Raw genomic sequence first — 21699 nt, 5'->3', positions numbered from 1 at the left:
CATCCGTAAACAATAGAACATGGCCTCCAGACCTCCCGCCCGCTGTGTGATGGTGCTCGGCACCACCAGCGGTGCCGGCAAGAGCTGGCTGGCCACCGCCCTGTGCCGCCACTACGCCCGCCAGGGCCTGCGGGTCGCACCCTTCAAGGCACAGAACATGAGCAACAACGCACGGGTGGTGGGGGAGGGTGAGATCGGATCGGCGCAGTTCTTCCAGGCACTGGCCGCGGGCGCCGCGCCCGACGTACGCATGAACCCCCTGCTGCTCAAGCCCGAGTCCGACACGCACAGCCAGGTCGTGCTGCTGGGTCAGGTCCGTGGCGACCTCGGCGCGATGCCCTGGCGTGAACGCAGCAACCACGTCTGGCCGGCCATCACCGCCGCGCTCGATGCCCTGCGCGCGGAGCACGACGTCGTGGTGATCGAAGGCGCCGGCTCACCCGCCGAGATCAACCTGGCCGACTGCGACGTCGTGAACCTGCGCGTGGCCCGGCACTGCAACGCTACCTGCCTGCTGGTCACCGACATCGACCGTGGCGGCGCCTTTGCCCACCTCTACGGCACCTGGGCGCTGCTGCCCGAGGCCGATCGTGCGCGCATCAAAGGCTTCGTGCTGAACAAGTTCCGGGGTGACCCCGCCCTGCTGGCACCCGGCCCGCAGATGCTGCAGGACCTGACCGGCGTGCCCACCGTGGCGGTGCTGCCGATGTGGTGGCAGCATGGCTTGCCGGAGGAAGATGGCGTGATTCATGCTCGCCCTGAAGTCCAAGGCGTGGTCGCCAGGACCATTGCCGTCGTTGCCACCCCGCGCATCAGCAACCTTGACGAATTTCAACCGCTGAACCAGCTGCCCGACGTGCGTCTGAAATGGGCGCGTGGCCCGGCCGACCTGGCCGGCGCCGACTGGGTCGTCCTGCCCGGCTCCAAACACACCAGCAGCGACTTGCTCTGGCTGCGCGCCCAGGGGCTGGACCGCGCCATTGCCGCGCATGCCGCTCAGGGCGGGGCGGTGCTGGGCATCTGCGGCGGCCTGCAGATGCTGGGTGAGGCGCTGATCGACCCGCATGGCATCGATGGCAACGCACCCGGCCTCGGCCTGCTGCCGCTGGTCACGGTGTTTGCCCCCGCCAAGACGGTGCAGCGCACGCAAGCCCGTTTCGGCTCACTGGCCGGGCCATGGGACGCACTGGCGGGCGTGCCCGTGTCGGGCTATGAAATCCACCATGGCCAGACCGCCCAGCACCCCGCGATGGCCGCCGCTGGCGACCTTGCCCGCGTGGCGCTGACCGGCCCGCAAGGCGAGCCCCTGGGCTGGCAGAACGCTGCCGGCAACGTGCTGGGTCTGTACCTGCATGGCCTGTTCGAAGACCCCTCGGTCCTGCAGGCCCTGTTCGGCGCCAGCGTGCCGACGCTCGACAATGTGTTCGACGGCCTGGCAGATTTCGTCGAGCAGCACTTCGCGCCGGGGGCACTGGAGGCACTGGTCGCCGAAAGCGGCTCAACCGGGGCCTGAAACCATCCCGCTTCCTGATTTTCAGGGATGTATTGCATCTTCCCAGCGTCGAACGGTCGTTTTGTGCTCCTTGTTCAGGAGTATTCGGGCTCGTGCGCAGCGGGTGGCCTCTCTTGCCGGGCATAGCGGTGCCATTCGTCCGGGGAGCGATCCTGCGGCTCACAGGGCCACCGGCATTCCGAACCTGGCCAACAGCACCCAGCCGGCCACATAGGCGCCCGTCACCAGCCACAGGCCGGGGGCTGCAAACACGGACAGGTGGCGCTGGAGCAGCAGGCCGGCCAGTGGAATCAATTGCTGGGCGTGCACGCCCACAAAATGCGCGGGGCGCAGGTCACCGCCGCCCAGGTGCCAACCGGCGATGGGCAGGCCGCTGCCTGCGGGAGGCTGCTGGCCGCCCAGCATGAAGCCGCTCACGGTGGACAGCACGAAAGTCAGGACCAGACCGGCCAGCACCGCCTTCGTGGCGACGGGCAGGGGCCGCTGCACACAGTGCCGGTAGATCAGCCAGGCCAGGACGCCCTGCGTGCCGGTCAGCAGCACCGCGGCCAAGCCCATCAGGGCGAACATCGCGGCGTGAAAGGGATCTGCGAAGTTGTAGTGGGACGGGGCGCCCAGGGCCGCCTGCAGGCTGATGTAGGCCACCTCGAACAGGGACGTCCAGACCAGCGTCCACACCACCGCCCGACTGGCCGGCGAGTGGCGACCGTCTTGCGGGAGCAAGCCCATGAACCAGGCCGTGGTCATTGAAAACAGGGCCGTCGAGGCCATGAACTTGAGCGGCTTGGCCCATAGGCTGACCTCCCTGAGCGTTCGTTCGTCCACGACCGCCAGGACCAGCGTGGGGATCATCGCGGCCAACATCAGAAGGGCATAGAGCGTCAGCACGCGCTGGCGGTTCAGCAGTTCATTGAGCAGGTCCCAGGGGCCGAGGGTTGAAGGGTTGAAGGGTTGAAGGGTTGAGGATCTGGAGCGTGTTTGCAGTCATGGCGGATCAATTTGTTGACAGTGTCTACATAGCATGCAATATAATGTAGACACTGTCAACTACATGGATTTATCGTACTCGCGGCAGAGGCCGCACCGGTTCAATCTCTCGGTTGGAATCGCGGAGGCGGTGCGGCGTGGCGTCATCCACCATCGCGGGCACTGAACCCAACCCGGCTTTACAGAGATCAACGACGTGCCCCCCAAGAAAAACAAGACATTCGACCTGAAGGAAGCCTGCGTGCAGGCCGCGCGCGAGGTGATCGCGGAACAGGGCGTGGAGGGCCTGAGCATGCGCGACGTGGCGCGCAAGCTGGGCATCTCGCACCAGGCCCCGTACCGGCATTTTGAGAGCCGCGATCACTTGCTCGCGGAGATCATGCGGCGCTGTTTCGTGGACTTTACCGATCATCTGGACCGCCGGGTCGGGGGCGCCAGCCCGGATGAGGACCTGGACTCGATGGGCCACGCTTACCTTGACTATGCGCAGAAGAAACCGCTCGAATACCGGCTGATGTTCGGCACGCCCTGGCCCGAGCCCGCGCAACACCCGGAACTCATCGCAAACGCCGTTCACGCCTTCGACATCCTGCGCAACAACCTTCGAAAGACGCATGGCGATTCGCCCGAACAACGGGCCCGGGCGGACCTGGACGCCCTGTTCATCTGGTCCACCCTGCACGGCATGGCGAGCATTTCGAACGCCCATGTCATGCGGCATCTGGTTCTGGCGCCGGGGGTTGTGGAGCACTTCAGAGAGGACCTGATGGGCAAGATCGGCGTTGCGCTGGCGGTAGCCGCGGGAGGGCCGCCTGCGGGAGCACCCAAGCCGTGAAGGGGCCATCGGCGTGCGGATCGAGCCGGAACTGTCGGGCGGTCAGCCGCCGTGGATTTCCCGCACCTTCGACAGGAGCTGGGCCACGTAATCGTCATGGATTTCCAGCGCTGCGAGTTGCCGCGCCATCTGCTCCAGGTAGTCGCGATTCGTGCCCATCACACCCGCAGCCCGGGCAATGATGGCGGCGGTGTCGGGCAGCGGCAGCTCGCCCACGTACTCCGGGTGCGAGGGATTGCTGGTGAAAACCAGCGCCGAGATATCTCCCTGTGGCGTGGCCACCGGCAGCATCACCGGGCGGTAGGCGCCGCGGATCATTTCGCGCCGCCACAAGATTTCCAGTTCGGCCTCGGCCCGCTCGGCCGCGAGGTGGATCGCCAGACCCTGGCAGCAGCCGGCGCGGGCCTCCAGCGAGAGCATGAGCGCGGGCTGCTCCACCGTGCCGCGCGCCATCGAGGTCTGGAAATTGAAGCGGCGCTGATGCCCGTCCAGCGCCGCGAGCCGGATCTCGGCAAAGTGCACGCCGGGGTCCCACATCAGCGAGCCATAGCCGTAGACCCACAGGCCGTCGCGCAGGTCGAGGCAGCCGAGCGCGGCCTGGCGGGAGGCTTCGATCTGCCGGTCCGACCAGCGCCAGTCGGCCGGCCGCCCCTGGGCCCGGGCGCGTTCGTCCCAGAACGCCAGCACCTGCGGCGTGACGCGCAAAGCGGACTGTTCGGCCGGTGTCAGCTTGTCGCGCAGTTCGGGCAGGTGCCGGAACGCGTCGTGCGTCAGCGCGTTCACCTGATCACCCCCGCGTGAACCCGCTGATCAGTCACTTGTGCCATAGCCCAGCGTGAAAGGGTCATTTGACGCTATCGTTCGAGGAGTTTCCAGGGTCGCTGCGAAGACGGCGTGCCGGCCTCTGCGGTGTTGCCGCGTCGTCGTGCAGGGCTTCCAGTGCCAGCAACAGGCTCAGGCGGTGCTCCTGCGCGACCACGCGCCAGGGCAGGCCGGTGAGCGCGCCTTCCAGCGCCCACAGCAAGTTGAGGCTGGCGTTGTTGCCCGGCCTGGCCCGCACACGCGCGTAGGCGCGCACCGACCCCAGCGCCTGCAGTTGCGCAGTCGTGGTGATGCCGGCTGCCGCCAGCATGTCACGTGACTTCGGCCCGAGGCCGGGCAGGGCGTCGATGCGGTCTGGCGTCCGGTTCGCGTCGGCTTGCATGGCCACATGCTAGGGCATCACGAAGCCAGGACATGGAAGAAGCGAGGTCGGGTCCCCGAAATTCCCATTGCGCCGACGCGCAGCGGGGGCACAATTCCAGCCCATGAGCGAATCCACCCGCACCCTCGACGCCGCCACACTGGACCATCTGCAAAGCTGGGTCGGACGCACCGAAACCCTGACCGACGACATCACCGCTGGCCCCGTGCGGGGTTTGTCGGCCACGCTGGACCGTGACGACGCGCCGCCCCAGGCCGGCACGGTGCTTGCGCCGCTATGGCACTGGCTGTATTTCCTGCCGCAACATCGCCAGAGCGAGCTCGGCCCTGACGGGCACGCCCGGCGCGGGGGTTTTCTTCCGCCGGTGCCGCTGCCGCGGCGCATGTGGGCCGGCGGGCGTCTGACCTGGGACCCGACCAATCCGCTGGTAGTGGGTGACGCGGTACAGCGCACCTCGCGCATCGAATCGGTGACCCACAAGGCCGGCCGTACCGGCGACCTGCTGTTTGTGCGGGTCCGGCACGAGATCACCAATGCCCGCGGCCTGAGCGTGACAGAAGAACACGACATTGTGTACAGGGCGGCGGCCCAGCCCGGCGACCCCGTGCCCCCGCCGGTGGTGGCGCAGGCCGGCGCCGCCTGGCAGCGCGAGGTGGTGCCCGACGACGTGCTGCTGTTCCGCTACTCGGCGCTCACCTTCAACGGCCACCGCATCCACTACGACCGCCGTTATGTCACCCAGGTCGAGGGCTACCCCGGCCTGATCGTGCACGGCCCGCTGATCGCCACGCTGCTGGTCGATCTGGTGCGCCGCCACGCGCCGGACGCCTTTGTCAAAGGCTTCCAGTTCAAGGCCGTGCGACCGACGTTCGACCTGCACCCGTTCCACCTGAACGCCCAGCCCTCGGCAGACGGGCGCACGGTGCGGGTCTGGGCGCAGGACCACGAAGGCTGGCTGACCATGCAAGGCGACGTGCAGCTGGCCTGAGGGCAAGCCCTGCGATCGATCCGGCTCTCCACCATTCCCATCACCCCATGAACCACACCCCCGACGCCTACCAGGACATCCGCGACGCCGTGCGTGCACTGTGCGCCGGGTTCCCTGACGAATACCATCGCAAGGTCGACGAAGTCCGTGGCTACCCTGAAGCCTTTGTCGATGCGCTGACCAGGGCCGGCTGGATGGCCGCACTGATTCCGCAGGAGTACGGCGGCTCGGGCCTGTCCATGGCCGAGGCCTCGGTGATCATGGAGGAGATCAACCGCAGCGGCGGCAACTCCGGCGCCTGCCACGGCCAGATGTACGTGATGAACGCCATCGTGCGCAGCGGCTCCACGGAGCAGAAGGAGAAGTACCTGCCGCGCATCGCCTCGGGCGAACTGCGCATCCAGTCCATGGGCGTGACCGAGCCCACGACCGGCAGCGACACCACCCAGCTCAAGACCATGGCCATCAAGAAGGACGGTCGCTGGGTCATCAACGGGCAGAAGGTCTGGATCTCGCGCATCCAGCACAGCGACATGATGATTTTGCTGGCGCGCACCACGCCACTGGCGGATGTGCAGAAGCGCTCCGACGGCCTGAGCTGCTTCCTCATCGACCTCAAGACGGCCATCGGCAACGGCCTGACGGTGCAACCCATCCTCAACATGGTCAACCACGAGACCAACGAGCTGTTTTTCGACAACCTGGAAATCCCCGAGGAGAACCTGCTCGGCCCCGAGGGCAAGGGTTTCAAGACCATCCTGGACGGCCTGAACGCCGAGCGCACCCTGATTGCGGCCGAGTGCATCGGCGACGGCTACTGGTTCATCGACCGGGCGCGCAAGTACGCCAGCGAGCGCAGGGTGTTCGGCCGCCCCATCGGCCAGAACCAGGGTGTGCAGTTCCCGATTGCCGATGCCTGGATCGAGGTCGAGGCGGCCAACCTCATGCGCTGGAAGGCCTGCGAGCTGATCGACGCCCACCAGCCCTGCGGCGCCGAGGCCAACATGGCCAAGTACCTGGCGGCCAAGGCGAGCTGGGAGGCCGCCAACGTCTGCCTGCAGACGCACGGCGGCTTCGGCTTTGCTTGCGAATACGACATCGAGCGCAAGTTCCGCGAGACCCGGCTGTACCAGGTGGCGCCGATCTCGACCAACATGATCTTCAGCTACATAGCCGAGCATGTGCTTGGGTTGCCGAGGTCCTTCTGAGATCTTGTGGGACAGACCAAGAGTTACACGAAGTGAACTTTGCTCTGTCCCCAACGCTTCATTGGCTGTCCACCTTGTGGGACAGGCCAGGAGTGACACGCAGTGAACATTGTGCTGTCCCCAACTGACCAGGTGAAATTTATGACACGCCCCCTCGACGGCATCACCGTCGTCTCCCTCGAACATGCCATCGCCGCGCCGTTCTGCACGCGCCAGCTCGCCGACCTCGGTGCCCGCGTGATCAAGGTCGAGCGCCCCGGCGCGGGTGACTTCGCCCGCGCCTACGACACGCGCGTCAAGGGCCAGGCCTCACACTTCGTCTGGACCAACCGCTCCAAGGAAAGCCTGACCCTCGACCTCAAGCAGCCGCAGGCGCTTGAAGTCCTCAGCCAGCTGCTGGAGAACGCCGACGTGCTGGTGCAGAACCTGGCGCCTGGCGCTGCCGCGCGCATGGGACTGGGTTATGAGGCCTTGAGCAAGGAGCACCCCCGACTCATCGTCTGCGACATCTCCGGCTATGGCGACGACGGCCCCTATCGCGACAAGAAGGCCTACGACCTGCTGATCCAGAGCGAGGCGGGTTTCCTGTCGGTCACCGGCACGCCCGAGGCGCCGAGCAAGGCCGGCAACTCGGTGGCCGACATCGCGGCCGGCATGTACGCCTACACCAGCATCCTCTCGGCGCTGCTGCTGCGCGGCAAGACCGGGCAGGGCAGCCACATCGATGTGTCGATGCTTGAATCGCTGGCCGAGTGGATGAACTACCCGCTGTACTACGCGTACGACGGCGCACCGCCGCCGCCGCGCACCGCCGCCTCCCACGCCAGCATCTATCCGTATGGCCCGTTCCAGGCCGGGGATGGTGGCACGGTGATGCTGGGGCTGCAGAACGAGCGCGAGTGGAAGCTGTTCTGCGAAGGCGTGCTGAAAGATGCCCGTGTGGCCACCGACCCGCGCTTTGACAGCAACGCACGGCGCAACGAGCACCGCGATGCGCTGAAGGCGCTGATCCTGGCTGTCTTCGGCGCCCTGACCACGGAGCAGGTGGTGGCGCGCCTGGACGAAGCCCAGATCGCCAACGCACGCATGAACGACATGGCCGGCCTGTGGGCGCACCCACAGCTCAAGGCACGCGATCGCTGGGTCGGCGTGGGCTCGCCGGCCGGCGACATCCCCGCGCTGCTGCCGCCGGGGCGCAGCAACGCCTTCGACTACCGCATGGACCCGGTGCCCGCCGTGGGCCAGCACACCGAGGCCATCCTGCGCGAACTGGGCCACAGCGAGGCCGCCATCGCCGCGCTGCGCGCCGCTGGGGCGATCTGATCCGGCTGCGAATACTCACAAAAATGTAGCATGATATGACCATTCCACGATGGGTTGGTACCAATTTCATTCATTAGGACGCCTTGATGAACTCCCACACCGCCCAGCTCGCCGCCTTTGCTGCCCAATTGCGCTTCGATGCCATTCCCGAGCCCGTCGTGCGCAAGGCCGAGGACCTGCTGGTGGACTGGTTCGGTTCCGCAGTGGCCGGCCATGGCTCGCGCCCGGTGGAAAGCATCACGCGCTTCGCCATGGCCATGGGGCCGCAGGCCGCGCCCGGCTGCGACATGCCCACAGCGGGCCCGAGCGAAGTGATCACCCGACGCGCATGGACCAGCCCCTACCTCGCTGCCATGGCCAACGCGGCGGCCTCGCACGTGGCCGAGCAGGACGACGTGCACAACGGCTCGGTGTTCCACCCGGCGACGGTCGTCTTTCCCGCCGCCGTGGCGGTGGCGCAGGCCATCGGCGCCAGCGGGCGGCAGCTGCTGACGGCGTCGGTTGCGGGCTACGAGGTCGGCATCCGCGTCGGCGAGTTCCTGGGCCGCTCGCATTACAAGGTGTTCCATACCACCGGCACGGCAGGCACGCTGGCCTCCGCCGCGGCCGTCGGCAACCTGCTCGGTCTGGACGCCGGGCAGATGCAGCACGCCTTCGGCTCGGCCGGCACGCAGTCGGCGGGGCTGTGGGAATTCCTGCGCACGGCCGCCGACAGCAAGCAGCTGCACACCGCGCATGCCGCCGCCGCCGGCCTGATGTCGGCGTATCTGGGCAAGGACGGCTTCACGGGGGCGGCGGAGATCTTTGAAGGCGCCCAGGGCATGGCCGCCGGCATGTCCAGCGACGCCAGCCCGCTCAAGCTCACGGCAGGTCTGGGCCGGCGCTGGGCCACGGCGGAGACCTCGTTCAAATACCACGCATCCTGCCGGCACACGCACCCTGCCGCCGATGCGCTGCTGCACGTCATGCGCACGCACGACCTGCAGCACGGCGACCTGGCCCGCGTGGTGACGCATGTGCACCAGGGCGCCATCGACGTGCTCGGCCCGGTCGTGAAGCCGGCCACGGTGCACCAGAGCAAGTTTTCCATGGGCACGGTGCTGGCGCTGGTGGCGCGCTACGGCCATGCCGGCCTGACCGAATTCGCCCAGCACTTCGAGGACGAGGTCACCCGCGCCCTGCGTGACCGCGTGGAAATGAAGCTCGATCATGAGGTGGACGCCGCCTACCCGCAACGCTGGATCGGCAAAGTCACGGTGCACACGCTGGATGGCCGCGAACTGCACGGCCGGGTGGACGAACCCAAGGGCGACCCCGGCAACACGCTCAGCCGCGAAGAGATCACCGCCAAGGCGCTGCGACTGGCCGCCTTCAGCGGCGGCGCCACGGCCGTCGAAATGCAGGCCGCTGTCGACGCGCTATGGGGCGTGGCCGAGTGGCCGCGCGTGGGGGCACTGCTGCCGCCGGCCGCATGAGCGCTGCGCCGGGCCGCCGCCTGTGGTCAGGTGAAAGTCGGGATTCCTCGCATTGCCTCATCGCGCGACCGATGTCAGGATGACTCCCGACGCTGGCAAGCCGTCACCGAGCGGCCCCGGCTTTGCCAGGCCCATGAACCAAGGATGACCCCATGAGACAAAGAATCAACGCCGTTGTGACGGCCGGTTTCGCCGCACTTTCCGTCTTCGCCATGGCACCAGCCGCCGCCCAGGCGCCTTACCCGGACAAGCCGGTGACCCTGGTGGTTCCGTTCGCCGCGGGCGGGCCGACCGACGTGGTGGCGCGCATGCTGGCCATTCCCATGGGCAAGTCCCTGGGCCAGTCGGTGCTGGTGGAAAACACCGTTGGCGCGGGCGGCACCATTGCCGCCACCAAAGTGGCGCGCGCGGCGCCCAACGGCTACACGCTGTTCATCCACCACATGGGCATGTCGACCGCCCCGGCGCTGTACAAGAAGCTCTCGTTCGATCCCATGAAGGACTACGAGTACATCGGGCAGGTGGTCGATGTGCCCATGACGCTGCTGGCACGCAAGGACTTTCCGCCGGCGAACTACAAGGAGCTGGAAGCGTACGTCCGGGCCAACAAGGACAAGGTGTCGCTGGCCAATGCCGGCCTGGGCGCGGTCTCGCACCTGTGCGGCCTGCTGTTCATGAGCCAGATCGGCGTGGAGCTCAATACCATTCCCTACAAGGGCACCGGCCCCGCGATGAACGACCTGCTTGGCGGTCAGGTCGACCTGCTCTGTGACCAGACCACGCAGACCGTGCCCATGATCAAGGACGGCCGCGTCAAGGTCTACGGCGTCACCACGCTCAAGCGGCTGGACGCCTTGCCCAACGTGCCCACGCTCGACGAGCAGGGACTGAAGGGCTTTGAAGTGAAGGTCTGGCACGGCCTGTACGCGCCCAAGGGCACGCCAGCGCCGGTGCTGGAGAAGATCAACGTCGCGCTGCGCGCCGCGCTCGCCGACCCGATGGTCAAGACGCGCCTGGCCGAGCTCAGTTCCGACATTCCGCCGTCCGACAAGCTCACGCCGGCCGGCCTGAAGAACCACCTGGAGGCCGAGATCGCCAAGTGGGGCCCGGTCATCAAGAAAGCCGGCATCTACGCCGACTGAAGTCGCATTTCTCGACTTTATCGGCGATTCCCGATCGCCAAACGGTCCATGTGTGCGTCTGGTTGCGGCGGCGTCTTCGGTTTGAAATCGCAGTTCGCGGCGACGGCACACTGCCAGCACTGTGGCTTGCGCGCCTGGCACACGTAGCGCCCAAGCAGGATCAGCCAGTGGTGCGCATCCACCCGGTAGGCGGGGGGGATGCGTTTCAGCAGCTTCATTTCCACTTCAAGCGGCGTCTTCCCCGGCGCCAGCCCGGTGCGGTTGCTCACGCGGAAGATGTGCGTGTCCACGGCACAAGTCGGCTCGCCGAACGCGACGTTCAGCACCACGTTGGCGGTCTTGCGCCCCACGCCGGGCAGGGCCTCCAGTGCCTCGTGCGTGCGCGGCACCTGGCCGCCGTGCTGCTCTACCAGGATGCGGCAGGTCTGCAGCAGATGTTTCGCCTTGCTGTGGTACAGGCCGATGGTCCTGATGTGGCCTTCCAGCCCTTCAAGGCCCAGATCCAGCATTTTCTGCGGCGTGTTCGCCACCGGAAACAGTCGGCGGGTGGCCTTGTTGACCCCCACATCGGTGGCCTGGGCCGACAGCAGCACGGCGGCCAGCAGCTCGAACACGTTGGTATATTCCAGCTCGGTGACGGGATGCGGGTTGGCCGCCTGGAGGGTGGCGAAGAAGGCCTCGATCTGCGCGGTTTTCATGGGGCGCAGTGTAAGGCGGGCCAGCCTGTCACAGGGGTATGAACGAACTCACGGTGTCCCAGGCGGTGCGCCGGGGCTCGCCCACTTGTTCCAGACGGGCGGCGATGGACTTCCAGATGGCTTCGCTGTCGCTGTCGTGCACCAGCCCGCCATCGAGGAAACGCAGGCCTTGCGGGCGCGCGGACTGCTCGACCCGCGCGCGGGTGGTGGCATCGGGGGCCATCCCGATCAGTTCGGGGGCACGGTGGATGTCCTGGAAGGCCAGCCGCACCCGGTCGAGCAGTGCCTCGTTGCGCTTCATGTCGGCGCTGAACAGCAACACGAGAAAACGCCAGTCGGGCACCAGCGAGCGATGCAGACCGGACGCCAGATTGGAGCGCGCCACCGCAATCACGCGGCAGGGGTGCTCGCCCATCATGAACTCCACATAGTCGCTGCCACTGTCCAGATCGGACTCCCCCGCAAGGCGGCGGCTTTCTTTCGGCAGGCTGTGTTGTTGGGCCAGCCAATGCACGAGGCCAAAGGCGCCGTTGCCGTATGCCGCGCAGACCACAACCCGGTGGTAGGCCTCCGGGTCGGGCAGCGACTGGGCCTGGGGCAGGCGCATCGGCATCATGAGTTGGCGCACGACCGAGGTGGGTGCGTACTGTCTGCCGCGTTTCATCTGCTCGCGCAGCGCGAGCACACGGCGCCCGAATTGCTCCGGCGTCTCGGTCGAAGGCGACAGCAGCATCGACCAAGTCGTCATCAGCAGGCGCCGGCCGCGGCTGTGGTGCACGACGGTCTGGTCATGATGGCGCGGGTCCTGGCGGATGCGGTCGAACAGGGTGCGCACCGCCTGCTTCGGGCCCTCCGCCCAATGCAGGAACCATCCGCTCTGGTAGAGCAGTGCAACGTGGATGCCGACTGCCGGGTTGTGGCGCAGGGCGTGTTCGCGGATGTCTTCCATCGTGGCATAGACGCCGTTGCGGTCCCACGCCAAGCTCGCGCAGATGACACGTTCAACCTCTTCCTCACCAGGCTGTGCTTCAAGGGGCGGGAGTCGGCTGTGCATGGGCTGAAGGGGATAGGAAACTTCCTAGATGTCGGCAATTTATCACGAAGACGTTGCGGCCCTCAGACGATCGGGATTCATCCTTGCGCCCGGTGAAGGGCTTGCATGCTGCTCGGGGTATGCGACCGGCTTCGCGTGCGAATCGTCGACTTACGCGGTCAGCGTGCGCCTGAACAGGCTGAACAGGCACTCCCAGTGCCGTTCCGCCGCCGCCTGGTTGTAGATGCCAGCGCGCAGCGGAAACACAAAGCCATGCTCGACCCCCGGATACCACTCGATGCGGTGCGCCGTGCCGGCGGTTTTCAGCGCTGACTCCAGCTTCTGGATGTCGGCCGGTGGCGCCCATTTGTCGATCTCGGCGCAGGCAAAGTAGCTCTCGCACAGGATTCTGGGCGCCATCAAGTGCGGCGAATCGGGCTGGTCGGTCGCCATGTTGGCGCCGTGGATGGACGCAATGCTGCTGAAGCGCCCGGGAAACTGCGCCGCCGCCCACATCACGAACGGCCCGCTCATGCAGTAGCCCACCGCGCCGATGCGGCTGGCGTTGGCCTGCGGCTGGGCATCGACAAATTGCAGCAGCGCGGCAGTATCGACTCCGGTGGTGCGGGCATTGAGCGTGGCCATGAAGCCGAACATCTCGGCCATGCCGGCTTCGGTGCGCTCCTTGAGCCAGTAGTCACGGCTGTTGCGGTAGTACAGGTTCGGCAGCACCACGTAGTAGCCGACGGCCGCCAGGCGGCGCGCCATGTCGTGCAGTTCCTCGCGCTTGCCCGGCGCGTCCATGTAGAACAGCACCACGGGGAAGGGGCCGCCTTCCTCCGGATGGACCACAAAGGTGTTCATGGCGCCGTCGGCGGTGGGGATGTCCAGGTGCTGTTCGATCATGGGGTCTCCGGGAGGGGGGCTCGGTCGGGGGGGTGCCGAAGTCCCGCAGGTTAGACGCCAATGGGGGCGGCGGGCTGTCGCGCCAGCGTCAAAACCCTGCTGCCATGTCAGAATGCCCGCACGTCGAATTCATTGCCCCGCCCAGCGGGCCCCACGCCATGTCCCTCCAGTTTGCCGACCGCCTGAACAACGTCGAAACCTCCGCCATCCGCGAACTCTTCAAGCTGCTGGGCAAGCCGGGCATCATCAGCTTTGCCGGCGGCTTCCCCGACAGCGCGATGTTCGACGTCGACGGTATCCGAGCCGCCGTCAATGCCGCACTCACCGAAGAGGCCGGCGGCGCGCTGCAATACGGTGCCACCGAGGGCTACGGCCCGTTGCGAGAGCAGCTCGCCGCCTTCATGACGGGCAAGGGCTGCACCGCCGTGGCACCCGAGAACCTCATCGTCACCACCGGCAGCCAGCAGGCGCTGGACCTGCTGGGCAAGACGCTGATTTCCCCCGGTGACAAGGTCATCGTCGAGGGCCCCACCTTCCTGGCCACCATCCAGTGCTTCCGGCTGTACGGCGCTGAGCTGATCAGCGCGCCGATCGACGGCAACGGCGTGAAGACCGATGAGCTGGAGAAGCTGATCGTCGAGCACAAGCCCAAGTTCGTCTACCTCATCCCCACCTTTGGCAACCCCAGCGGCGCGATGCTGAGCCTGGCCCGCCGCAAGGCCGTGCTGGAGATGGCCGTGCGCCATCAGACCCTGTTCGTCGAAGACGACCCTTACGGTGACCTGTATTTCGGCCAGACGGCGGACGACCGCCCACCGCCCAGCCTGCTGGCCATGAGCCCGCTGGTGCCGGGCAGCCGCGAGCTGCTGGCGCACTGCGGCAGCTTGAGCAAGGTGCTGAGCCCCGGCCTGCGGGTGGGCTGGATGATCGCCCCGGCCGATTTGCTGGCCAAGGCCACCATGTGCAAGCAGTTCAGCGACGCGCACACCAGCACCTTCGCCCAGGCGACCGCCGCCCAGTACCTGAAAGCCAGCCGCATGCCTGGCACGCTGGCGCATGTGCGCCGGGTTTATGCGGAACGCGCACAGGTCATGTGCGACGCACTGCGCGGCGAACTGGGAGACGCCATCGAGTTCGTGCAGCCCCAGGGCGGCCTGTTCGTCTGGGCGCGCCTCACGGGTGCCGGCGGCAAGGTCAGCGATGGTGCCGTGTTCGCGAAGTCGGCCATCGACAAAGGGGTGGCTTTCGTCCCCGGCGCGCCGTTCTACTGCGCCCATCCCGATCACGCGACGCTGCGGCTGAGCTTTGCGACGGTGGGGGTGGAGAAGATTGTGGAGGGGGTGGGGCGGTTGGGCTCGGCTCTTTGAGGGGATGCCTGCGCACGCTCAGCCGATCCGACCGCCATTCGACCAGGGACGCATCGTCGATTCCGTCTGCCACCCCTCCCCGAAGGGCCTGCGACCCTGAGATATTGAAGGGTTCTGACCATTCCCCAACGTGGAATGGTCGTCATCTGCTATGAAATCAGTAGGGGTCGCAGAGCTGCACCATGGGCGCGTGCAGCCGGGGCAGCCTCACCTTCTCGGTGGGCGCAAGCACCCGTGCGGTGCCGTGCATCACGCTGGCACCCTTCTGGTTGACGATCTGGCAGTCCAGCTCCACCCGTTTCTTTTCGTCGTCCTTGGTCAGCACCGTGACCGTGACGGTCAGCGTGTCGCCGATCCGCACCGGCTTGGTGAAATGCAGGGTCTGGTCCATGTAGATGGTGCCGGGGCCGGGCAGCTGGGTGCCCAAGACCGCAGACACCAGCGCGCCACCCCACATGCCGTGGGCGATGACGCCGTGGAACAGGGTGTCATTGGCGTATTTCGCGTCCAGATGGGCCGGATTGGTGTCGCCCGAGACAGCGGCAAACGCCATGATGTCGGCCTGTGAAAGGGTCCGCTGCAGGAAAGCGCTCTGGCCGACGACGATTTCGGCAAAGGTGACGTTTTCGATCCATTCGCTGTCGTGGGGCTGGGTCATGGGAGGGCTCAATGGGTGGTCAATCGCTGGCTGAAAGCGCCAGCCCCAAGTATGCACGGCGCTGACCCCTTCGAAACGCAAGCGCTGACCCGCCTGGGAGCCGCTTGCACGAGCGTCTGCGCCTGGGCGCCATGCGGCGAAGCGGGCGCCGGGCTGGCCGGCGGGCGCCGATCAGTCGTGCCCTTTGCCCTTGTTCCCTTTGTCGTGGCCCTTGCCGTTGTCATGACCGTTGTTGCCCTTGTGGCCCTTGCCGCCCCCATGTTCGGCGCGGTACTGGGGTGCATAGACGTTGGTGTACCAGGTGTCCTGGACAAAATAGACGGGCCGCCCGCAGGCGTTGTAGCGCTGGCAATGCTTGCGCCAGTTCTTCTCGTGGCCGGGCGGCACCCGCAGGTAGACGGGCTGGTACACCACACCGACCGGTTGCTGGATGACCACCGGCCGGGCGTAAACCAGCTGCGGTGGCGGCATGCCGCCGATGTCGATGTGACCGTAGAAGCCGGGCTGGCCGACCGTGACCGAGACGGCGACGTCTGCGCAATGGGCGGAACCCGCCAGCGCGAGGAGCGCGGTGGCGAGGAGCAGTTTTTTCATGGATAGACCTTCAGGCTGGTGGTGACGCGCGTTGGGCGGAAATCCCGCGGCACTGCCGGGTAGGGCATTGAAACTGCGGAGTCCTCCGGTTCAGGTTCATTGTGGCGGCTGGCCGCGCGGCCATCTGTCTGATGGCGCACAAAGGCCGTACGACGGCTCCACGGTGTGTGGCCAGACCCAGCCGGCCCTTGGCGCCGCGCGCGCCGTCGATGCTGTCGTGCAGGCGACGCGCGTCAGGGTTTTCGGGGCTGTGCAGCGGCCCTGCCTTCGGCACACTGGCCTGAAACCACCCGAGGAGACCTCCATGCCCGTCACATCACGCCGATCCGCGTTCAGGCTTGCATTTGCCCAAGGGGTGCCCCTGGCCGCGCTGGCGCTCGCCGCGCTGCTGCCTGCGGCACAGGCGTTGGCGCAATCGGCTGTGTGGCCGACCAAACCCGTGAAGATCGTTGTGACCTTCCCGCCAGGCGGCGCGCCCGACACGCTGGCGCGCATCCTCGCCGACAAGTGGGGCCAGTCGCTGGGGCAGACCTTCACCGTCGACAACAAGCCCGGCGCGGGCGGCAACATCGGCGCGGACTTCGTGGCCAAGAGCACCGGCGACGGCACCACGCTGGTCATCGGCACCGTGGGCACGCACGCGATCAACCCCGCGCTGTACGCCGTCATGCCCTACAACCACGTCAAGGACTTCACGCCGGTGAGCTTTCTGGCGTCCACGCCCAACCTGCTGGTGGTCAACAACAAGGTGCCCGCGACGAACGTCAAGGAACTGATCGAACTGGCGCGCAAGCAGCCGCTGAACTTTGGCTCCTCGGGCAGCGGCACCTCGATCCACCTGTCGGGCGAACTGTTCAACACGATGGCTGGCGTGAAGATGCAGCACATCCCCTACAAGGGCCGCGCGCAGGCCGTGCCGGACCTGCTGGGCGGGCGCATCGAAATGATCTTCGACAACATGCCCTCGGCGCTGCCGCTGGTCAAGGCCGGCGAGGTGCGCGCCATTGGCGTGACCAGTGCCGCCCGCTCGCCCGCGGCGCCCAACATTCCCACCATCGCCGAGCAGGGCCTGCCGGGTTTCGAAGCCACCTCCTGGTTCGCTTTGCTGGCCCCGGCCGGCCTGCCGCGCGATGTGCAGCTGCGCATCAGCGCCGAGACCGCCCGCGTGCTGGCCTTGCCCGATGTGAAAGAGAAGCTGACGACGCTGGGCCTGGACCCGTCGCCCGGCACTCCGGAGGCCCTGGCTGCACTGATCCAGGTCGAGACGGTCAAATGGGCCAAGGTGGTGAAAGAGTCCGGGGCGAAGCCAGATTGAACCGTTCGTTCGCGCGTGCCGTCCGAAACCAGGGAGTTTTCATGAACGATCGCAAAGTCGCCCTCATCACCGGTTCGGGCACCGGCGTGGGTGCGGCCACCGCACTCTTGTTGGCCCGTCGCGGCTACAACGTGCTGATCAACTACTCGCGCAGCGAGGCCGAGGCGCTGGCGTCGCAAGCCGCCTGTGACGAGGCGGGTGCAGACACCCTGCTGATGCAGGGCGACGTGGCCGAGGACGCCGACTGCCGCGCATTGGTCACCGGGGCAATGGAACGCTGGGGGCGCATCGACGCGCTGGTCAACAACGCGGGCATCTCCACCTTCACCGGCGCGGCGAACTGGGAGGTGCTGGACGCGGACACTTTTCAACGCATCTTTGCGGTGAACGCGGTGGGCGCCTTCCAGATGGTGCGCGCCTGTGCGCCGCACCTGAAGGCTGCGCAGGGCTGCATCGTCAACGTGTCGTCGGTGGCCGGCTCGCTGGGCATCGGCTCCTCGGTGCCCTATATCGCCTCAAAGGGTGCCGTCAATTCGATGACGCTGTACCTGGCGCGCGCGCTGGCGCCGGAGGTGCGCGTCAACGCGGTCTGCCCGGGCCTGATCACCTCTCGCTGGTTCGTCGACGGGCTGGGGCAGGAGGGCTTCGAGAAGGTCAAGGCCCTGACCGAACAGAGCACGGCCCTGGGCCGCGCCAGCACGCCCGAGGACGTGGCTGAAGCCATCGTCTGGCTGATCGACGGCGCACGCACCATGACCGGTGAGCTGCTGTTGCTGGATGCGGGCCTGCACCTGGGCACGCGCATGCAGGTGCCCGGCAAGGCCTGAGGCCCCTGGCGTCAGGCCGCGGGCTGACCCGGGTCCAGACCCAGCGCGTGGTACACCCGCAGCGCGGCCCAGGCATCGTTGGCCGCATAGATGAGCTGGGCTTCGGTCAGGCGGTCATTGGCCCAGTTGGAAGTGGACGCCTTGCCCGATTTGATGAAGCGCCGGTTGAACAGCACCGCCACCGCGCCTTTCACGCCCATGTCCTTGCGGTAGCCGCGCTGGCGGAACACGTGGTTGAGATCCAGCACGTACAGCGGCTCCACGCCGAGCTTTTCCCGGATGCGCTTGCGGTCGTCGCCCAGGCCGAAGCCGGCCTTGACCACCCCGGGCCGGGCCAGGGCTTCGGCGGCGAGGGCGCGGCAATCGCCGTCGTGCAGCTGGAACACCCAGGCCCGCTCCAGCGTGGCCAGTTGCACCACATGCGGCCCGTGCGAAACCTCGTGTTTCTGGAAGGTGGGCTTGGACTCGGTGTCGAACCCCCAGGCCGTTGCCCGCGCCAGCTCATCCAGCGCGCGCTCGGCCTGGGAGAGCGTCTGCACCAGTTCGATGCGGTCCAGCCCGAGCCGCTCGAACGGGTCGAGCAGGGCGATGGCTTCCTTGGACGGGGTGGGATGGGTCGTGTGCATCGCGGACCTCAGGGGGCGCGGTGCAGGCGCGGGGCCGACAGCAGGGCCAGGTTGTCCTGCACGGCCTCGTCCACGTCGCGCCAGCGCCCGGTGAGGCGGCCGACGATCATGGCGGTCTGCAGCGCCTTGAGGTCTTTCACGCTGGGTGCGACCTTGATCTGCGCGATCGAGGCGGCCGTGTTGCCGCCCTGGAGCAAGGCCAGCACCTTCTCTGCCCATTGACTTGCCCGTGCCATGTGTGGTCCTGTCCGGAAAGGGGAAAGCCCGACTGTACCCGCTGGCGCGGGGCAGGGTGCAGGGGTCGAACACCCTGGTTACTCCTGATTTAGTAGCTGCCAGCTACCCAATCACGCTGGGTTGTGGCCATTTTCGATGGATTTCTTTGGGAAAGGGCGCTGGGGTCAGCACCGCGCCTTCAGACGGGCCTGCACCGCGTCGCCGGTGAGCTCACGCAAGGCGTCGGCGGCAATCCAGCGCGCGGCGCGCGAACCCTGCGCCTGGATGCGGCGTGCGGCGTCGATGGCGGCCTGGTTCAGCGCGGGGTTGCGCTTGCCGATGTTGCGCAGCGCCCAGTTCACGGCCTTCTTCACGAAGTTGCGCTCGTCGCCGGCCGCGCCCTCGATCAGCGCCAGCGCGTGGACGAATGCGGCGTTGTCGGCTGACTTGTCGTGCACCGCCAGCGTGGCCAGCAGAGCGAACGCGGCCCGGCGCACGAAAGTTTCCGGGCGCGCGGCCCATTGCGCCACCTTGTCCCAGGCCTGTGGCGAGGCCAGAAAAGCGCTGCCGCAGACCTGGTCGCAGACGTCCCAGGACTCGAAACCCAGCGCCCACGCATCCATCTGCCGCGACGTCAGGCGCGCCGGGTCGGCCACCATGCCGGCGACGATCCGCGCGTCAGGAATGCCGGTGGCCCAGAGCTGCAGGGCCAGTTCGTGGTCGCGCCCGAGGGTCCTGGCGATCCGGCGCATGGCGGGCATGGACAGGCCCAGGCGCCGCTCCCCGACGATGCCAAAGCGCGCCATGCCGGCCAGTTCGCCGGGGCGCGCCTGCGCATGCAGCAAGGCCAAGGCTGTGGCCAGACGGTCGGGTGAGGGCTGCATGTCGATTGGACGGCGGGGCATGATGGTCAGGCGGATGGGGTCGGCAAACCCGGTTTGCCGGAATATTCCCTGGCGGCGGCATTATTTTGTAGCGGCTTTCCCTAGTTTCGGCGGCGCTGTCGCTTGACTAGGATCAAGGTGGATCGACTTCCCGGCAACCCGTCTGCAACAGGAGTGCATCATGGTTCGAACTTCTCCCTTCGGTCGGCTCGGCCGCCTCTTCGTCTGGACGGCAACTGTCGCCGCGCTGGTCTCCTGTGCCAGCACGGCGCCCGAAAGTGCCGAGTCCGTGCTGCGGCGGGCCGACAGTGCGATGGGCGGCAAGGACCTGAAGAGCATTTCGTTCGCTGGCAGTGGCACCGGTGCCACTTTCGGCCAGGCCTACGAGCCTGGCGGGGCCTGGCCGAAGATCACCTATTCCAGCTTTACCCGGTTGGCGGACTATGACCAGGGGGCCTTCCGCGAGGACGCCGCACGCAGCCGGGCCGAGCCCACCGGCGGGGGCGCGGTGCCGCTGATGGGCACCGGCGAGCAGCGCACCACCGGGCTGATGCGCGGTGGCTATGCATGGAATCTCGTCGGCCCGGCACCGGTGGCTTCACCGCGCGACCTGGACGCGCGCGTGCATGACCTGTGGACCACGCCGCATGGCGTGATCAAGGCCGCACTCGCCAACCAGCCCACGCTGACCCCCCGCACGCAGGACGGTCGCACCCTGTGGGCCGTCTCCTTCGTCATGCCCGGGCGCCTGCGGGCCATGGCGCTGATCAATGCCGACGGGCTGGTGGAGCAAATCGAGTCGGTGCTGCCGAACCCGGTCATGGGCGATACCGGGTCGGTGATCACGTTCTCGGACTATCAGGACGTCGGCGGGGTCAAATTCCCCAAGCGCATCCGCCAGAGCCTGGGCGGTTTCCCGGTGCTGGATCTGGCCGTGAGCGAGGTCAAGCCGAATGCGCCGGTGGCCATCGAGGTGCCTGCGCTGGTGAGTGCGGCGACCGAGAAGGTCACGGCCGACAAGGTGGCCGAGGGGGTGTGGTTCCTGGCCGGGGGCTCGCACAACAGCGTGGCCATCGAGATGAAGGACCACCTGATGGTGGTCGAAAGCCCCTTGTTTGACGGCCGCGCCCTGCCGATGCTGGCGGAAGCGAAAAAGCTTGCCCCTGGCAAGCCGATCCGCTTTGTCGTCAACTCGCACCACCACTTCGACCATTCGGGCGGCCTGCGCACCGCCGTGGCCGAGGGCGCCACACTGGTCACCAGCGAGCTGGCCCGGCCCTACTTCGAAAGGACGCTGGCCAATCCGAACCGCCTCAGCCCCGATGCGATGCAGAAGTCCGGCCGCACCGCGCAGTTGACCGGGGTGCCGGGGCAGCGGCGCTTCACCGATGGTGATCGCGTGGTCGACGTGCATTACATCGAGGGCAGTGTGCATGCGCGCGGCTTCATGATGGTCCACCTGCCGCGGGAGAAGCTGCTGATCGAAGCTGACGCCTTCACGCCCGGCCCACCCGGCGCACCGCCGCCCGCCACCCCCAACGCCTTGCACGTGAACCTGGTGCAGAACATCGAGCGCCTGAACCTGCAGGTCGAGAAAATCCTGCCCCTGCACGGACGGGTGGTACCGGTGGCAGAGCTCTACACCGCCATCGGTCGCAAGAACTGAGCGGGGGCGCATCCCGCGGCAACCGGGGACCGATGGGGTCCACCAGGCTCTGGCGGCCCCTGCCGTGTGCCAACCGGCTCCGCGTCCGGGACGATGGGCTACTTCGGATTTGGTAGCAATAAATGACCCATTGGCGCTGGGAATCTGCCAATTTTTGGGTTCTCTTCTGTTTCGGGTGGCACGCAACATTCTGATGGAGGTCAGGCGAGAGGGCGTGCTTTCTGAAGCGGATTG

22 protein-coding genes are annotated in these 21699 nt (G+C 67.1%); 11 read left to right on the top strand and 11 right to left on the bottom strand.

Translation table 11 applies throughout. The features are described from left to right. Positions 1–19 precede the first annotated feature (19 nt). Positions 20–1513 (top strand): cobyric acid synthase, encoded by a 1494-nt coding sequence (locus ACMUOY_RS04120; RefSeq protein WP_413891388.1) that lies wholly within the window; start codon positions 20–22, stop codon positions 1511–1513. Positions 1514–1672: 159 nt separating this feature from the next. Here ACMUOY_RS04120 and ACMUOY_RS04115 read toward each other — a convergent pair whose 3' ends face one another. Further along, positions 1673–2401, bottom strand: coding sequence for a hypothetical protein (locus tag ACMUOY_RS04115; protein ID WP_413891386.1), 729 nt, complete (start codon positions 2399–2401; stop codon positions 1673–1675). Positions 2402–2696: 295 nt separating this feature from the next. Here ACMUOY_RS04115 and ACMUOY_RS04110 point away from each other — a divergent pair, with 295 nt between their 5' ends. After that, positions 2697–3335 carry a TetR/AcrR family transcriptional regulator gene (locus ACMUOY_RS04110; protein ID WP_413891384.1) on the top strand — a complete coding sequence of 213 codons (639 nt, stop codon included), beginning with the start codon at positions 2697–2699 and terminating at the stop codon, positions 3333–3335. A gap of 42 nt (positions 3336–3377) precedes the next feature. On the opposite strand, the gene ACMUOY_RS04105 is transcribed toward ACMUOY_RS04110, so the two are convergent. Further along, the gene (locus ACMUOY_RS04105) at positions 3378–4118 is read right to left on the bottom strand and encodes a gamma-glutamylcyclotransferase (protein WP_413891382.1); all 741 of its coding nucleotides are present in this window, start codon (positions 4116–4118) and stop codon (positions 3378–3380) included. A 61-nt stretch (positions 4119–4179) separates the two neighbouring features. Continuing rightward, on the bottom strand, positions 4180–4539 hold the full coding sequence (locus ACMUOY_RS04100; protein ID WP_413891380.1) for a TfoX/Sxy family protein: 360 nt from the start codon (positions 4537–4539) through the stop codon (positions 4180–4182). 103 nt (positions 4540–4642) lie between these two features. Here ACMUOY_RS04100 and ACMUOY_RS04095 point away from each other — a divergent pair, with 103 nt between their 5' ends. The 5 genes from ACMUOY_RS04095 (at position 4643) to ACMUOY_RS04075 (ending at position 10675) form a co-directional block, all read left to right on the top strand. Then, a complete protein-coding gene (locus ACMUOY_RS04095; RefSeq protein ID WP_413891378.1) occupies positions 4643–5527 on the top strand; it encodes a MaoC family dehydratase N-terminal domain-containing protein in 885 nt (294 codons plus the stop codon). A 47-nt stretch (positions 5528–5574) separates the two neighbouring features. Continuing rightward, positions 5575–6735: an acyl-CoA dehydrogenase family protein gene (locus tag ACMUOY_RS04090; RefSeq protein WP_413891376.1), complete on the top strand. Its 1161-nt coding sequence runs from the start codon at positions 5575–5577 to the stop codon at positions 6733–6735. Between the two features lie 141 nt (positions 6736–6876). Further along, complete coding sequence (locus ACMUOY_RS04085) at positions 6877–8058, top strand: CaiB/BaiF CoA transferase family protein (protein WP_413891374.1); 1182 nt, start codon at positions 6877–6879, stop codon at positions 8056–8058. 86 nt (positions 8059–8144) lie between these two features. Beyond that, the gene (locus ACMUOY_RS04080; RefSeq protein ID WP_413891372.1) at positions 8145–9533 is read left to right on the top strand and encodes an MmgE/PrpD family protein; all 1389 of its coding nucleotides are present in this window, start codon (positions 8145–8147) and stop codon (positions 9531–9533) included. 152 nt (positions 9534–9685) lie between these two features. Further along, entirely contained in the window at positions 9686–10675 is a 990-nt protein-coding gene (locus ACMUOY_RS04075) for a tripartite tricarboxylate transporter substrate binding protein BugD (protein ID WP_413891370.1), read from the top strand. 17 nt (positions 10676–10692) lie between these two features. On the opposite strand, the gene nth is transcribed toward ACMUOY_RS04075, so the two are convergent. From nth to ACMUOY_RS04060, 3 genes are all read right to left on the bottom strand, one after another. Continuing rightward, positions 10693–11373 (bottom strand): endonuclease III domain-containing protein, encoded by a 681-nt coding sequence (gene nth / locus ACMUOY_RS04070; RefSeq protein ID WP_413891368.1) that lies wholly within the window; start codon positions 11371–11373, stop codon positions 10693–10695. 28 nt (positions 11374–11401) lie between these two features. After that, positions 11402–12427 carry a BLUF domain-containing protein gene (locus tag ACMUOY_RS04065; RefSeq protein ID WP_413891366.1) on the bottom strand — a complete coding sequence of 342 codons (1026 nt, stop codon included), beginning with the start codon at positions 12425–12427 and terminating at the stop codon, positions 11402–11404. Between the two features lie 150 nt (positions 12428–12577). Further along, positions 12578–13312, bottom strand: a complete 735-nt coding sequence (locus ACMUOY_RS04060) for a dienelactone hydrolase family protein (RefSeq protein ID WP_413891364.1) — start codon at positions 13310–13312, stop codon at positions 12578–12580. Between the two features lie 158 nt (positions 13313–13470). Here ACMUOY_RS04060 and ACMUOY_RS04055 point away from each other — a divergent pair, with 158 nt between their 5' ends. Continuing rightward, positions 13471–14679, top strand: a complete 1209-nt coding sequence (locus ACMUOY_RS04055) for a PLP-dependent aminotransferase family protein (protein WP_413891362.1) — start codon at positions 13471–13473, stop codon at positions 14677–14679. A gap of 157 nt (positions 14680–14836) precedes the next feature. On the opposite strand, the gene ACMUOY_RS04050 is transcribed toward ACMUOY_RS04055, so the two are convergent. Beyond that, on the bottom strand, positions 14837–15337 hold the full coding sequence (locus ACMUOY_RS04050; protein ID WP_413891360.1) for a MaoC/PaaZ C-terminal domain-containing protein: 501 nt from the start codon (positions 15335–15337) through the stop codon (positions 14837–14839). Positions 15338–15508: 171 nt separating this feature from the next. Then, positions 15509–15931 carry a hypothetical protein gene (locus ACMUOY_RS04045; RefSeq protein WP_413891358.1) on the bottom strand — a complete coding sequence of 141 codons (423 nt, stop codon included), beginning with the start codon at positions 15929–15931 and terminating at the stop codon, positions 15509–15511. Positions 15932–16235: 304 nt separating this feature from the next. On the opposite strand from ACMUOY_RS04045, the gene ACMUOY_RS04040 reads away from it, so the two are divergent. Both ACMUOY_RS04040 and ACMUOY_RS04035 read left to right on the top strand, forming a co-directional pair. Continuing rightward, entirely contained in the window at positions 16236–17246 is a 1011-nt protein-coding gene (locus tag ACMUOY_RS04040) for a tripartite tricarboxylate transporter substrate binding protein (RefSeq protein WP_413891356.1), read from the top strand. A 41-nt stretch (positions 17247–17287) separates the two neighbouring features. Continuing rightward, complete coding sequence (locus tag ACMUOY_RS04035; protein WP_413891354.1) at positions 17288–18073, top strand: SDR family NAD(P)-dependent oxidoreductase; 786 nt, start codon at positions 17288–17290, stop codon at positions 18071–18073. 11 nt (positions 18074–18084) lie between these two features. Here the strand turns inward: ACMUOY_RS04035 and ACMUOY_RS04030 are convergent, their stop codons facing one another. From ACMUOY_RS04030 to ACMUOY_RS04020, 3 genes are all read right to left on the bottom strand, one after another. Next, on the bottom strand, positions 18085–18699 hold the full coding sequence (locus ACMUOY_RS04030) for a 3'-5' exonuclease (RefSeq protein ID WP_413891352.1): 615 nt from the start codon (positions 18697–18699) through the stop codon (positions 18085–18087). Between the two features lie 8 nt (positions 18700–18707). Continuing rightward, positions 18708–18935 (bottom strand): hypothetical protein, encoded by a 228-nt coding sequence (locus ACMUOY_RS04025; RefSeq protein ID WP_413891350.1) that lies wholly within the window; start codon positions 18933–18935, stop codon positions 18708–18710. 165 nt (positions 18936–19100) lie between these two features. Further along, positions 19101–19820: a DNA alkylation repair protein gene (locus ACMUOY_RS04020; protein ID WP_413891348.1), complete on the bottom strand. Its 720-nt coding sequence runs from the start codon at positions 19818–19820 to the stop codon at positions 19101–19103. Between the two features lie 160 nt (positions 19821–19980). Here ACMUOY_RS04020 and ACMUOY_RS04015 point away from each other — a divergent pair, with 160 nt between their 5' ends. Then, complete coding sequence (locus ACMUOY_RS04015; protein ID WP_413891346.1) at positions 19981–21465, top strand: MBL fold metallo-hydrolase; 1485 nt, start codon at positions 19981–19983, stop codon at positions 21463–21465. Positions 21466–21699: the final 234 nt, after the last annotated feature.

Source organism: Candidatus Skiveiella danica, assembly GCF_022705245.1.
In the GTDB taxonomy this organism is placed as follows: Bacteria; Pseudomonadota; Gammaproteobacteria; order Burkholderiales; family Burkholderiaceae_C; genus Skiveiella; species Skiveiella danica.
This window is presented reverse-complemented; position numbering and strand designations above follow the sequence as displayed.